The organism is Streptomyces sp. NPDC059373, assembly GCF_042751495.1.
GTDB lineage: Bacteria > Actinomycetota > Actinomycetes > Streptomycetales > Streptomycetaceae > Actinacidiphila.
In genome coordinates, this window is record NZ_JBHYXC010000001.1 from 351164 (window position 1) to 364368 (window position 13205).

Below are 13205 nucleotides of genomic sequence, written 5' to 3' on the forward strand. Positions count from 1 at the left end.
TTAACCGGGAGCTTAACGCGCGTAGATGTCAGGTAAAGGGGGGTTGGCGACCCGTTATCGGATCGACGCATTTCGGCCAGGTGAACCGCCCGTCGCGGCACGGTCACCCAGCGTCAGACCAGCAGGGCAGCCGAAGTGAAGAGTTCCACCCCGACCTGGATCGCACCCTCGTCCACATCGAAATCACCCTGATGGAGGTCGTGCTTGGCCGTGTCCCCCAAGGGCCGTACGCCGAGCCGGGCCAGTGCGCCCGGCACCTGCTCCAGGTACCAGGAGAAGTCCTCGCCGCCGAGGCTCTGCTCGGTGTCCTCGACGCTGTGCGCGCCGTAGCGGGCGGTCATCGCGTCCCGCAGCAGCTCGGTGGAGTCCGCCTCGTTCACCACCGGCGGCACACCCCGGTGGTACGTCAGCTCCCACTTCGCCCGGTACATCCCGGCGACCTGGTCGATCACCTCGTGGATGAGATCCGGGGCGTCGCGCCAGGCGCCCAGGTCCAGGCAGCGGACCGTACCCTCCAGCTCGGCGTGCTGCGGGATGACGTTGCAGGCGTGGCCCGACTGGATACGGCCCCACACCACGCTCAGCCCCGAGCGCGGGTCGACCCGGCGGGCCAGGACGGCCGGCAGTTCGGTGGCCATCTTCGCGGCCGCCATCACCAGGTCGGTGGTCAGGTGCGGGCGGGCCGTGTGGCCGCCGGCGCCGTCCAGCGACAGCTCGAGGCGGTCGCAGGCCGAGGTGATCGGCCCCTGGCGCAGCCCGATCCGGCCGACCTCCACCTTCGGGTCGCAGTGCACGGCCAGGATCCGGCCGACGCCGTCCAGCACATTGGCCTTGATCGCGTCCAGCGCGCCGCCCGGCATGACCTCCTCGGCCGGCTGGAAGATCAGCCGTACGGGCCGGGGCAGCCGCCCCTCGCGCTCCAGCTCGGCCAGCACCAGGCCCGCGCCCAGCACCACCGTGGTGTGCACGTCGTGGCCGCAGGCGTGTGCCCGGCCCGGAATGGTCGAGCGGTACTCCACCCGCTTGGTGTCCGGAATCGGCAGTCCGTCCAGATCCGCCCGCAGCGCGAGCCGGGGCCGGTCGGGGTCGGTCCCGCCGATGTCGCAGACCACACCCGTGCCACCGGGCATCACCCATGGCTTGAGGCCCGCCCGCTCCAGCCGGTCCTTGACCGCGGCCGTCGTACGGAACTCCTGCCGGCCCAGCTCGGGATGCATGTGCAAGTCCCGCCTGAAGGCGATCAGTTCGGCACGCATCGGCTCCGGCAGTCCGCCGGACAGCACGCTGTACGGCTCGGACTCGGACGGTTCGGAAGGTTCGGATGGTGAGTCGTTCACCTCCGACAGGCTAGACCGCATCTGGGCTCCTGATCGCTACATCGCCGTAAAATCATTCTCCGCGAAGAAGAACTGGACCCCCATTCGGTGCTTATCCCGATCCGTCCAGGGGTATCACTCCAGTTTGCTCCTTGCCAGTCCATGGTGACTCAAGCCTCGGTCGACCGCGACGCGTCGCGGGTACGTGTCACGCCTCCCGGCCCGGCCCCAGCAGCCTCCCGTAGAGGTCGAGCAGTGGGGCCGACTGGGTCTGCCAGGACCGGACGCGCAGCGTGTCCGTACGGTCGTACGCCTTCCGGTAGCGGCGCGGATTGGTGAGGACGGCGCCGACGGCGCGGACGAAGTCGGGGGTGGAGAGGGAGCGGAAGACCTCGCCGTTGCCGAGTTCGAGGGTGGCGGCGGACATGGCGCGGACGTCGGAGACGACGACGGGCAGGCGGGCGTGGGCGTACTCGAAGTAGCGGGTCGGGAGCGCGAGCTGCCGGTGGGGGAGGTGGTGGACGGGGAGGACACCGATGTCGGCGGAGGAGAGGAAGGCCGGGATGTCCGCGGGCTGCACATAGGGCAGGACGTGCAGACGGCGGGCGACGCCCAGCTCGGCGGCGCGGTCGGTGAGGGCCAGCAGGTGGGGGTCGGCCGGGTCCGGGACGACGAAGGCGGCGTGCAGGTCGTACAGCTTGGGGAGCGCCTCGATGACGGTGAGCAGCCCGCGCGAGGGCGCGACGGCGCCGCTGTGCACGAGGAGCGGAATGTCCGGGGCGAGGCGGCAGGCCTCTCGTACGCCGGGCGAGGGCACGGGGCGCGGATCGTAGGGCGGGGCGTTGAGGACGACCGTCGGGGTGGCGGAGAGGGCGTGGCGCTTGCGGAGCAGGTCGGCGTAGGGGTCGGCGACGGTGACGACGCCGTCGGCCAGCGGTGCGTAGGCCCGTTCGTGGGCGTCGCGGGCGGCGGTGCCGCGGTGGGAGGAGGCGCGCCGGGCGAAGGCGTCCCAGACCACCTCGATACGGTGCCCGGCGCCCTCCGCGCGGTAGGCGGCCCGGACGGCGGTGCCGAGGGTGCGGTGGCCGAGGGCGTGGATGAGGTGCGGGCGCAGCTCGTCCAGCACCGGGCCGTACGCGATCTCCAGGTCCAGCAGCAGCGGGTCGAGCCGCCGCCAGGCCGCGGTGCCGCGCAGGCCGCGGGTGAGGGTGACCACCGCCCTGTCCAGCGGCCCGCCCGGCGTGGTCCGGTTCCGTACGGCGGCCCGGTACTGCGCGGAGCGCACCGCCGTCCAGGCCCGGCGGACGGCCTGCACGAGGTGGGCGCCGGCGTGGCCGACCCGGGCGGCGGCCTTCAGCGGCAGCGGGCGGTGGACGACGTCCAGCTCGGCGCTGCGGGTCGCGATGAGGGCCGCCTGCGCGGTGAGGCGGGCGTTGCGGTACTCGTACGCGTCCGCTCCCCGGTAGGCCAGCGGCCGGCGCAGGCCCGGACGGGGGCGGCGCAGCCGGTGCCGGTGCAGGGTCTCGGCGACGGACACCCGTAAGACCCGTACCCCGGGCGGTGCGGGCCCGGGGTCCGGGGCGGCGCGGCCGATGAGGGTGACGTCGTATCCGGCTCCGGCGGCAGCGGCGGCCACCCGGTGGGCGCGGGAGTCGCCGTCGAGTGTGCTGTCGGCGAGGACCGCGACACGTTGGGCCATGCGGCCAGCCAATCGGGGGAGGGTGAGCGGTTGGTGACCGGGAGCTTACGCAAGGTCGAACGACACGGGTGGGTGGGGCTACTGATGTCCTGTCAGACCTTGGCCGTGTCCGTGATCGACGCGAGGAACCCCTGGGCCCGCGGTGAGGCGTTCTCCGTGAGCCAGGCGGGGTCGACGTCGCAGGGGATGATGCGGACGCCGGTGCCCTGGAGGGCCAGCGGAAGGGTGTGCAGGACCGTGGAGGGGAAGCTCAGGACCGTATGCCCTATCGGACCGCGCCGGGCGACGAGTTCGAGGGGCAGGTCGGGGCGGACGATCTCCAGGCCGGTGGCGGCGGCGAGGGCGCGCAGCTTGTCGGGGCTTTCGCGGCGGTGGGCGAAGTAGCGGGTGGCGTCGTGGGTGCGGGCGAGTGCTCCGACAGCCGAGAGGTAGCGCTCGGGGTCCACGACACCGGTCTCGACGAGCGACGTCCCGACGATGTCGGTGCTGGCCGTGATGAGCGGCGGGCCGAACCGCGCCCTGGTCCAGCCGAAGCGGTTGGCCCGCAGCGCCATGCCGGGCGGGGGTGTCGCGGGCATGGAACTGAACAGCTCGACCTCACGGCCGTGCCCGGGGGTGAGCCGGCGCCGGGCGGCGGAGGCGAAGGCCCCGAAGGCGGCGTCGGCGGGCGAGCGGCGCCGTCCGCTGCGGTGCCAGCGCACCAGCCGCGCGCCGCGCGCGAGCAGTTCGGTGAACTCCATGGTGGCGGTGCCGTCGTCCACGACTGTGATCTGGCGGGCGCGGCTCAGCGGCAGCAGCACCTGCACAAGCCGTGAGAAGGGGTCGCCGAGGACGATCCGCCGTGCTCTGCGCAGCTCGGGCGCCAGCTCCGTCGCGATCTTCGCGAGCGCGGACCGCGAGGAACGCGGCTCACACCAGCGCACGTTGTGGCCCTCGTCCATGGCGAGTTCGGTCATACGCCGAAGCTGCCCCCGGCTCATCACGTCCTTCGGGGACAGCACGACGACCGTCAGCGGGCGACGTCCCGGAGCGGCCGAGGCCACTCCGGGACGCGCCGCCGACGGTGACGCCGGAGGATTGACATGCGCCCACTCCAGCACGTTGAGAAGCTGAACGGGGCTCTCTACGAGTGCCAGAGTTTCGCTCATGTCGGTCAGGCCGAGACGCTCTCGGGCGCAGCGGAGGCCAGTTCGGCCTCGGCGGCCTCCTGCTCGGCGATGACGCCGGGCACGCGGCGGAGCTTCTTCATCGGGCCGAGTTCGCCGTCGTAGACCTTCTTGACGCCGTCGCCGAGGGCCTGCTCGATGATGCGGATGTCGCGGACCAGGCGGTCCAGGCCCTGGGGTTCCACCGAAGCGGCCTGGTCGGAGCCCCAGTTGGCGCGGTCCAGGGTGATGTGGCGCTCGACGAAGGTGGCGCCGAGGGCGACGGCCGCCAGGGTGGTCTGCAGGCCGATCTCGTGGCCGGAGTAGCCGACCGGCACGTTCGGGAACTCACGCTGCAGGGTGTTGATCATCCGCAGGTTGAGCTCTTCGTTCTTCGCCGGGTACGTGGACGTGGCGTGGCACAGGATGATGTTGTCGCTGCCCAGGACCTCGACGGCGTGCCGGATCTGGCGCGGCGTGGACATGCCGGTGGAGAGGATGACGGTCTTGCCGGTGGCGCGCAGGGCGCGCAGCAGTTCGTCGTCGGTGAGGGAGGCGGAGGCGACCTTGTGGACGCGGATGTTGTCGAACTTCTCCAGGAAGGCGACGGCCTCGACGTCCCACGGGGACGCGAACCAGTCGATGCCCTTCTTGGTGCAGTACTCGTCGATGGCGCGGTAGCCGGCCTCGTCGAACTCCACCTTGTGGCGGTAGTCGATGTAGGTCATCCGGCCCCAGGGGGTGTCGCGCTCGATGTCCCACTGGTCGCGCGGGGTGCAGATCTCCGGCGTGCGCTTCTGGAACTTCACCGCATCGGCGCCGGCCACGACGGCCGCGTCGATCAGGGCGAAGGCGTCCTCCAGGCTGCCGTTGTGGTTGATGCCGATCTCGCCGGTGACGTAGACGGGCTGGCCGGTGCCGACGAGGCGGTCGCCGATCGTGCGGAGGCGGGCGGTGTTGGTGGTCACTGGGAGAGATCCCTTCGAGGGGTTCGGGACAGGGAGGGGCCGAGAATCCAGGCAGCGACCTCGCGGATCGCGCCGTGCCCTCCCGATGTAGCGGTGATGGAACGGGCCAGGCCCTTGACGATGTCGTGGGCGTTGGCGACGGCCGTGGGCCAGCCGACGAGCTCGAAGCAGCCGAGGTCGTTGACGTCGTTGCCGACGTACAGGACCCGCTGCGGATCGATGTCCTGCTCCTCGCACCACTGCTTGAGTGCGAGGTCCTTGCGGTCGATGCCGTGCAGTACGGGAACCCGCAGCTTGCGGGCGCGCGCGGCGACGACCGGATTGGTCTCCGTGGACAGGATGAGGACGGGCAGCCCGGCGTCGCGCAGGGCGGCGATGCCGAGCCCGTCGCCGCGGTGCACGGCGACCGTCTCGTGTCCGTCGGAGTCGACGAGCACCGTGTCGTCGGTCTGGGTGCCGTCGAAGTCGATGACCACCGCGTCGACGTCCTCGCGGGTGGGGAGTCCGGCCATGCCCGACGAGGTTCCGGCGTCCACCAACGGCGCCAGCGCGCGGGCGCGGGCCAGGTCGTCCGGCTCGTCGATCTCCAGGACCCGGGCCGGGTCGGTCCGTACGAGCGCGGTGCGGCCGAAGAAGCGGTGCCCCCGGGAGCGGAATCCGTCGGCGCGCATCGCGTAGGCGGCGCCGGTCTCCAGGAACTCCTGCGGCCGGTCCTGGCGGCGCGGGCGGGTGGCCTTGTCGTGGTTGACGCCGTGGCCGTCCGTGGTGGTGTCCTCGCGCCACACGAAGCCGTGGAAGGGGGCGACGGTGTGCGCGGTGTCGGCGCCGCCCTCGATCACCGCGGCCGCGACACCCTCTATGTCCTCGCGGGTGATGAACGGGCTGGTGCACTGCACGAGCAGGACCACGTCGGCCTTGCTGCCGCTCATCGCCTCGTACGCGTCCATCGCGTGCAGCACCGCGGCCTCGCTGGTCGCGGTGTCCCCCGCGATGTCGGCCGGGCGCAGCACGACTTCGGCGCCGGCCGAGCGGGCGGCCTCGGCGATCGACGGGTCGTCCGTCGAGACGAGTACGTCGGTGACCAGGCGGGCCTCACGGCAGGCCCGTACGGCCCGCGCGACCAGCGGGACGCCGCCGACCGGGGCGAGGTTCTTGCCGGGCACGCCCTTCGACCCGCCCCGGGCGGGGATGACGGCCAACACGGTTGGCATGGGGACTCCTTGGTGCACGCTCGGGGTCGTCACAGCTGCCCCCAGCGGCGGATCACGGGCGCGACGCGCTGCACGCCCTGGCGGTAGGCGGTGCGGGCGGCGCGGCGCGCCAGGCGGTTCAGGGCGCCGGGTGCGGCGGACTCGGCGCCGGTGGCGGTGCCGGGCAGCGGGTCGCCCTTCGGGTCCAGGCCGTGGCGGGCGAGCACCCCGGGGAGGTAGCCGGGTGCGATACCGGGCGTGTAGTACGGGGCGAGCGGCGGCAGTTCGGCGGCTCGGGCGAGTGCGGTGACCCTGTCGCGTACGGCGCCGAAGGGGTCGCCGTCGGCGGCGACACCGTGGGCCCGGGCCCAGGCGGGGTCGGCCTGCGGTACGAGGCCGGCGTCGAGCTGGTCCCAGGAGGCGTACGCGCCCGAGCCGAGGAAGTGGTGGTTGCCCAGCGGCTCGCGGATCCCGAGGTCGGTGAGGACGGCGGTCGGGATGGCGCGGTGCATCGCTTCGAGGGCGGCCGTCGAGGAGACGGTGACCAGGAGGTCGGTGCGGTCGAGGACCTCGCCCATGTGGCCGTAGACCAGCTTGAGGTTGGGCGGCGGATCGAGCTTGGCGACCAGCTTCTGGTAGGGCTGTTCCTCGATGTGCGTGGTCTGTTCACCGGGCTTGCTGCGGAGTTTGACCAGCACCTCGCGGCCGGGGTGGGAGCCGGCGTGCTCAACCGCCCGGCGCAGCAGGTACGTACGGTCGGCGCGGTTGTCCGGGACGGAGGGCTGGGCGGCGAAGACGACCGTGAACGGACGGTCAGCGGACGGCTCGTAGGGGGCGCCCTCCAGGAAGGGCAGCGCGGTCTCGACGACGCTGTCCGCTGCCGCGGTCGCCCCGACACCCGCGTACACCTCGCGGAAGCGCTCCGCGTCATGGGCGCTGTTGGCCAGGACCAGGTCCGCGCCGGCCCGCAGCAACAGGCCGTCGGCGAGCTTCTCGTAGACGACGCCGACATAGCCGGTGACGACGACCGGGCGGGCGGGGGCACCGCACCAGGCGCGGGCGAGGCCGTGCAGCAGCGCCTGCACGGTGCCGCCGACGCAGGAGAGGATCAGTACGTCGGGGGTGTCCGGGGAGCTGTCCGCCGAGCCCTTCATCTCGTCCAGGAAGGCCGCGGCCGTGACCTCGCGCAGGGAGTCCGCGGGGATGCCGACCTCGGCGAGCTGGCGCGCGGTAGGGGTGGCCCGGCCGCGGAGCAGTCGTCCGTCGAGGCGGGCACCGGGGGCTATACGGCGAGCCGTCAGCGCACCCCATTTCCAACGGGTGTCCGAATCGGCGAGCACGATGACCCGAAGTGGGTCGGCGGTACTTTCTGGCACGTCCAAGACGCTAGGAATCCTTTCCGAGCGGGTCTCATACACAAGGACAACGGAAGGTTAACAACACACCTCCGAATGGCGAACCTGTCCGCTATGGCAGCGGATTCACACTTTCCGCACCCTACGTTCACCCTGAAGTGGGTGGCGCGTAGCGCCTTCGGGCGCCACCGCCCTAAAGTGCGGAAGGTGGTAAAGCTCTCGGTAATCGTGCCGTTCTACAATGTTCAGACTTTCGCACCGGACATGCTCCGAAGTCTCCGTGCGAACGCCCGATCGGATTTCGAATTCATTCTCGTCAATGACCGGGCGACGGATGAAACTCCGAAAATCCTCGAACGGGCGGTCCCTTCACTTCCGGGAGCCCGGCTGATCTCGCACGAGAGAAACGGTGGTCTCGCCACCGCCCGCAACACCGGAATCGACGCGGCACGCGGCGAATACCTCACCTTCCTCGACGGCGACGACTGGCTCGCCGAGGGTTATCTGCCCCAACTGCTCGACTCCGTCGAATCCCTCGGCACCGACTTCGTCCGCACCGACCACGTCGTCTGCCACGGCCGCAAGCGCACCATCGCCCGTGTCCCGCAGGGCCGCCGCGGTGTGCGGCTCGACCCGCGCGAGGCGATCCTGCCCGCCGACCGGTCGACCTCGGTGGACTACGCGTACGCCTGGGCCGGGATCTACCACCGGCGGCTCGTCGACGCCGGGCTGCTGCACTTCCCCGACGGGCTGCGCACCGCCGAGGACCGGCCGTGGATCTGGCGGCTGCACCGCGAGGCGAAGTCCTTCGCGGTCGTCGGGCTGCTCGGCGTCTTCTACCGGCGTGGAGTCTCCACATCTCTCACCCAGATCGGTGACGTCCGTCAACTCGACTTCATCCGCTCCTTCGATCAGGTGCTCGCCGAGACGGCCGCTGACCCCGAGGCCGACCGCTTCATGCCCAAGGCGGTGCGCACGTACTGCGCGATCATCGCCCACCATCTCAACTCGATCGAGCGCTTCGAGGCTCCGGTCGCGCGCAGGCTCAAGACGCTCAGCGCCGCCGCGCTGAAGGCGATGCCGCAGGACGTACTGACGGAGGCGCTGGATTCCATGGACGTCGAGCGGAGCGTGCGGCTGCGCCGGCTGCGTCGCCGGGTGGCCATGACCGGCACCGGAAAGGCAGCCGCCTGATGCGTCGTACGCAGATCTTCATGGCGTCGACCCTCTACGGCGCCGCCACCCTGGCCGCCGCCCTGGACGCGGGCCGATTCCCCCCGGCGGAGCGGCGGTTGCTGCTGGTCAGCAACAACGCAGCCGTGCCCGAGACCACCCCGGCGCTGGACACCACGCCCGGCTTCGAGGCGCTGCGCGGCCGCTTCGACGGTGTCCTGCACTGGAACGAGGCGATCGCGCCGCTCCACCCCGGCGGCTGGTCCCCGCGCAACGAGGACGTGCCGCTGTGGGAGCGGAATCTGCGGCAGCTCTGGGACCTCGGCGAGGACGAGCTGCGGCTGGTCGTCGAGTCGATCCAGGTCGAGCCCGCCCTCGCGCTCGTCAACGTCTTCCCCTCCGCCCAGGTGGAGGTCTACGCCGACGGCCTCATGTCGTACGGCCCCACCCGCAACAAGCTCGAACCGCTGGTCACCACCCGGATCAACCGCCTGCTCCACCTGGACCTGGTGCCGGGCCTGCGGCCGCTGCTGCTGTCGGAGTACGGGGTCGAGGCGGAGGTCGTGCCGGCCGGGGCCTTCACCAAGGTCCTCGTGGAGGTGGCCGAGGCGTCCGAGCCCGGGGCGGATCTCGCAGGCCTGCCCGAGGCGGCGGCCCTGCTGCTCGGCCAGTATCTGACCGCGCTCGACATCCTCACCGCCGCCGAGGAGGAGGAGCTGCACCTGACGATGCTGCGCGGCGCGGTCGCCCTCGGGCACCGCGACGTGGTCTTCAAGCCGCATCCCTCGGCCCCGGCGCACTGGTCGCGGCGGCTGGAGGAGGCGGCCGACGCGCTCGGCGCCAAGCTCACCGTCCTCGACTCACCGGTGCTGGCCGAGGTGGTCTACGAACGCCTCCGCCCGGCGATCGTCATCGGCTGCTTCTCCACCGCCCTGATGACCGCGTCCGCCTTCTACGGCATCCCCGTCGCCCGCACCGGCACCGGCCTGCTCCTGGACCGGCTCTCGCCCTACCAGAACAGCAACCGGATCCCCGTCACGCTGGTCGACGCCCTCATCCCCGACGTCGCGGACCCTGGCGCCCCGGCCGCCGTCCGGCCGGACCTCAACCCGCTGCTCCGGGCCGTGGGCTACTGCATGCAGTCCCACTCCTACCCCCACCTGCGCGACGAGGCCGTCGCCTTTCTCGCGGCCGGCCTCGACAACGGCTCCTGGCGCTACTTCAAGCGCCGCCGCCTCACCGCCCTGGCCCTCCCCGGCGCCGTCCCCGCCCCGCTCGCCTTCATCCCCCGCAGCCCGGCCGTCCGCCGGGTCGCACGGCGCGCGATGGCGCTGAAGCGAGCGGCGCTGGGCTGAGCCGCGGCGTCAGAAGATCAGAAGGCGTCGGTGGGGACGTACGTGCCCCAGACCTCGCGGAGGGCGTTGCAGACCTCGCCGATCGTGGCGCGGGCGCGCAGGGCGTCCTTCATGGGGTAGAGGACGTTGTCGGTGCCCTCGGCGGCCTTACGGAGGGCGGCGAGGGCGTTGTCGACGGCCCCCTGGTCGCGCCCGGCACGCAGCGCGGCGAGGCGGTCGGCCTGCTGGGCCTCGATCGCGGGGTCGACGCGCAGGGGCTCGTACGGCTCCTCCTCGTCGAGCTTGTACCGGTTGACGCCGACGACGACCCGCTCGGCGGAGTCGGTCTCGAGGGCGATGCGATAGGCGCTGCGCTCGATCTCGTTCTTCTGGAAGCCGTGCTCGATGGCGTTGACGGCGCCCCCGAGGTCCTCGACCTTCCGCATCAGCTCCAGGGCGGCGGCTTCGACCTCGTCGGTCATCTTCTCGACCACGTACGACCCCGCGAAGGGGTCCACGGTCGCCGTGACGTCGGTCTCGTACGCCAGGACCTGCTGCGTGCGCAGCGCCAGCCGGGCGGACTTGTCCGTGGGGAGCGCGATCGCCTCGTCGAAGGAGTTGGTGTGCAGGGACTGCGTGCCGCCGAGAACCGCCGCGAGGCCCTGGACGGCGACGCGTACGAGGTTGACCTCGGGCTGCTGGGCGGTGAGTTGGACGCCGGCGGTCTGGGTGTGGAAGCGCAGCATCTGGGACTTGGGGTTCTTGGCGCCGAATTCGTCGCGCATGACGCGGGCCCAAATGCGCCTGGCCGCACGGAATTTTGCGACCTCTTCCAGGATTGTCGTACGAGATACGAAGAAGAAGGACAGCCGGGGCGCGAAGTCGTCCACGTCCATGCCGGCGGCAACCGCCGTACGAACGTATTCGATTCCGTCCGCGAGCGTGAAGGCGATCTCCTGCGCGGGGGACGCGCCGGCCTCGGCCATGTGGTAACCGGAGATCGAAATGGTGTTCCACTTCGGGATCTCGGCCTTGCAGTATTTGAAGATGTCCGCGATCAGCCGCAGGGAGGGCTTCGGCGGGAAGATGTACGTCCCCCGCGCGATGTATTCCTTGAGGACGTCGTTCTGAATGGTGCCGGTGAGCTTGTCGGCGGTGACGCCCTGGTCCTCGGCGACGAGTTGGTAGAGCAGAAGCAGCAGAGCGGCGGGCGCGTTGATCGTCATCGACGTGGACACCTTGTCCAGCGGAATGCCGTCGAACAGCACCTTCATGTCGTCCACCGAGTCGATGGCCACGCCGACCTTGCCGACCTCGCCGTGCGAGATGGCGGCGTCGGAGTCGTGGCCCATCTGGGTCGGCAGGTCGAAGGCGACGGACAGGCCCATGGTGCCGTTGGCGATCAGCTGCTTGTAGCGGGCGTTGGACTCGATGGCGGTGCCGAAGCCGGCGTACTGGCGCATGGTCCAGGGGCGGCCGGTGTACATGGACGGGTAGACACCCCTGGTGAAGGGGTACGCGCCGGGCTCACCCAGCTTCTCCGCCGGATCCCAGCCGTCGAGGGCGTCCGGACCGTAGACCGGCTCGATGGGCAGTCCGGACTCAGACTCGCGCGCCATGGGTTCACGCCTCCCGCTCAGGCTTGCAGCGACTTTGCTACCGCTCAGTAAGGGTGCTGCTCTCAGCAACGGACTGTAGTCGCGGGCGTGCGGCCGGTGGAGGCCCGCACGCTGGGACCTTGCTCACAGTCTTATGCCATGTTCGCGGAACTACACCGCCGGGAATTGTGTCTACGGGATACGAAGACATTGAGGGGGACAATGTGTCGGCACGAATAGCTCTGGCCGCAGCCGCCGTCCTGGCGATGGCCTCGGTCGTCGGCTGCACCGCACAGGCCACGCAGTCCTCCGCCCCGGCGTCCGCGTCCGCCACGGACGCCTCGCCGAGCGCGGCTCCCACGTCCAACCAGCCCACGCCCACCACGACCGCCACGGCCACACCCACCGCCACCAAGCAGGCCGTCGCCCCGAAGCCCCTCATGGCTCCCGGCTCCAACGGCGCCCAGGTCCGCGAGCTCCAGGCCCGGCTGAAGCAGCTCGGCCACTTCACCCTCTCCCCCACCGGCTACTACGGCAGCGTGACCGCCACCGCCGTCCGCGCCTTCCAGGCCAAGCACGGCCTCACCGCCTCCGGCACGGTCACCAGGACGACCTGGAGCACCCTGCGCTCCCTGACCCGGCAGCCGACGCACGCCGCCATGTATCCGTCCACCACCCGCCCGGTCGCCAAGCTGGACAAGCGCTGCCTCACCGGCCGCGTGCTGTGCATCAGCAAGACCAGCCGCACCCTGTCCTGGGTCGTGAACGGCAAGGTGCTCAGGTCCATGGACGTGCGCTTCGGCTCGCAGTACACCCCGACCCGCGAGGGCACCTTCACGGTCAACAGCAAGAGCCGCCACCACGTCTCGACGATCTACCACACGTCCATGCCCTACGCGATGTTCTTCAGCGGCGGCCAGGCCGTCCACTACTCCGCCGACTTCGCGGCCCGCGGCTACGCCGGCGCCTCCCACGGCTGCGTCAACGTCCGCGACCTGAGCGGGATCTCCGCCCTCTTCGACCAGGTGCGGATCGGCGACAAGGTCGTCGTCTACTGGTGAGCCCCTGACAGCCGGCGTTCACCACGGATCTGCGGTGCCGGGTCGGCGAGTGAGCCGAAGCGGAGCGGCCGCTGTCGAGAGGGAGAACGCGCGGAGGCTGCGAGGAACGAGCAGTCGAGCACGATCGACCGTCGACAGTGGCTCAGCGCAGCGGAGGCGAACGAGCCTGAAAAAAAAGAGGACGCGGGCGGGGCGGGGGGAAAGACGCCCCGCCCGCGTTCCTCGGAAGGACACCCGGTACGGGGGGACCAGGCGTCCAGACAGACCGATGACCAGTCGGCCTATTCACTACAGCGCCGGGTGGACCGAAAATGTCACACCCGGGGGCGTGGCCGGGCCGGGGGGTTGGTGCATGTGCCCGGCCAC

Annotated in this window: 10 protein-coding genes; 3 read left to right on the forward strand and 7 right to left on the reverse strand. The window is 71.1% G+C overall.

The window, feature by feature from the left end; genetic code table 11:
- Positions 1-113: 113 nt before the first annotated feature.
- From ACFXJ5_RS01600 to ACFXJ5_RS01625, 6 genes are all read right to left on the reverse strand, one after another.
- Positions 114-1256, reverse strand: a complete 1143-nt coding sequence (locus ACFXJ5_RS01600) for a M20 family metallopeptidase (protein WP_384626525.1) — start codon at positions 1254-1256, stop codon at positions 114-116.
- A gap of 268 nt (positions 1257-1524) precedes the next feature.
- Positions 1525-3015, reverse strand: a complete 1491-nt coding sequence (locus ACFXJ5_RS01605) for a glycosyltransferase family 4 protein (protein WP_384625322.1) — start codon at positions 3013-3015, stop codon at positions 1525-1527.
- 92 nt (positions 3016-3107) lie between these two features.
- Entirely contained in the window at positions 3108-4163 is a 1056-nt protein-coding gene (locus ACFXJ5_RS01610; RefSeq protein ID WP_384625325.1) for a hypothetical protein, read from the reverse strand.
- Between the two features lie 5 nt (positions 4164-4168).
- Positions 4169-5128 (reverse strand): N-acetylneuraminate synthase family protein, encoded by a 960-nt coding sequence (locus ACFXJ5_RS01615; RefSeq protein ID WP_384625327.1) that lies wholly within the window; start codon positions 5126-5128, stop codon positions 4169-4171.
- On the reverse strand, positions 5125-6339 hold the full coding sequence (locus tag ACFXJ5_RS01620) for a cytidylyltransferase domain-containing protein (protein WP_384625330.1): 1215 nt from the start codon (positions 6337-6339) through the stop codon (positions 5125-5127). Before ACFXJ5_RS01620 ends, ACFXJ5_RS01615 begins: the two co-directional genes overlap by 4 nt.
- A gap of 29 nt (positions 6340-6368) precedes the next feature.
- Positions 6369-7694 (reverse strand): DUF6716 putative glycosyltransferase, encoded by a 1326-nt coding sequence (locus ACFXJ5_RS01625; RefSeq protein ID WP_384625333.1) that lies wholly within the window; start codon positions 7692-7694, stop codon positions 6369-6371.
- A gap of 186 nt (positions 7695-7880) precedes the next feature.
- Here ACFXJ5_RS01625 and ACFXJ5_RS01630 point away from each other — a divergent pair, with 186 nt between their 5' ends.
- Positions 7881-8867, forward strand: a complete 987-nt coding sequence (locus tag ACFXJ5_RS01630) for a glycosyltransferase family 2 protein (RefSeq protein ID WP_384625335.1) — start codon at positions 7881-7883, stop codon at positions 8865-8867.
- Positions 8867-10201 (forward strand): polysialyltransferase family glycosyltransferase, encoded by a 1335-nt coding sequence (locus ACFXJ5_RS01635; protein WP_384625338.1) that lies wholly within the window; start codon positions 8867-8869, stop codon positions 10199-10201. The genes ACFXJ5_RS01630 and ACFXJ5_RS01635 overlap by 1 nt, the downstream gene beginning before the upstream one ends.
- Positions 10202-10218: 17 nt before the next feature.
- Here the strand turns inward: ACFXJ5_RS01635 and ACFXJ5_RS01640 are convergent, their stop codons facing one another.
- The gene (locus tag ACFXJ5_RS01640) at positions 10219-11799 is read right to left on the reverse strand and encodes a methylmalonyl-CoA mutase (protein WP_384625340.1); all 1581 of its coding nucleotides are present in this window, start codon (positions 11797-11799) and stop codon (positions 10219-10221) included.
- Between the two features lie 245 nt (positions 11800-12044).
- Between ACFXJ5_RS01640 and ACFXJ5_RS01645 the strand changes: the two genes are divergently transcribed.
- Entirely contained in the window at positions 12045-12839 is a 795-nt protein-coding gene (locus ACFXJ5_RS01645; RefSeq protein WP_384626528.1) for a peptidoglycan-binding protein, read from the forward strand.
- Positions 12840-13205: the final 366 nt, after the last annotated feature.

Excerpts from the sequence above, each read along its gene's own strand:
- ACFXJ5_RS01600 (WP_384626525.1), bottom strand. The coding sequence starts at position 1,256 with ATGCGTGCCGAACTGATCGCCTTCAGGCGGGACTTGCACATGCATCCC.
- ACFXJ5_RS01605 (WP_384625322.1), bottom strand. The coding sequence starts at position 3,015 with ATGGCCCAACGTGTCGCGGTCCTCGCCGACAGCACACTCGACGGCGAC.
- ACFXJ5_RS01610 (WP_384625325.1), bottom strand. The coding sequence starts at position 4,163 with ATGAGCGAAACTCTGGCACTCGTAGAGAGCCCCGTTCAGCTTCTCAAC.
- ACFXJ5_RS01620 (WP_384625330.1), bottom strand. The coding sequence starts at position 6,339 with ATGCCAACCGTGTTGGCCGTCATCCCCGCCCGGGGCGGGTCGAAGGGC.
- ACFXJ5_RS01635 (WP_384625338.1), top strand. The coding sequence starts at position 8,867 with ATGCGTCGTACGCAGATCTTCATGGCGTCGACCCTCTACGGCGCCGCC.
- ACFXJ5_RS01640 (WP_384625340.1), bottom strand. The coding sequence starts at position 11,799 with ATGGCGCGCGAGTCTGAGTCCGGACTGCCCATCGAGCCGGTCTACGGT.
- ACFXJ5_RS01645 (WP_384626528.1), top strand. The coding sequence starts at position 12,045 with ATGGCCTCGGTCGTCGGCTGCACCGCACAGGCCACGCAGTCCTCCGCC.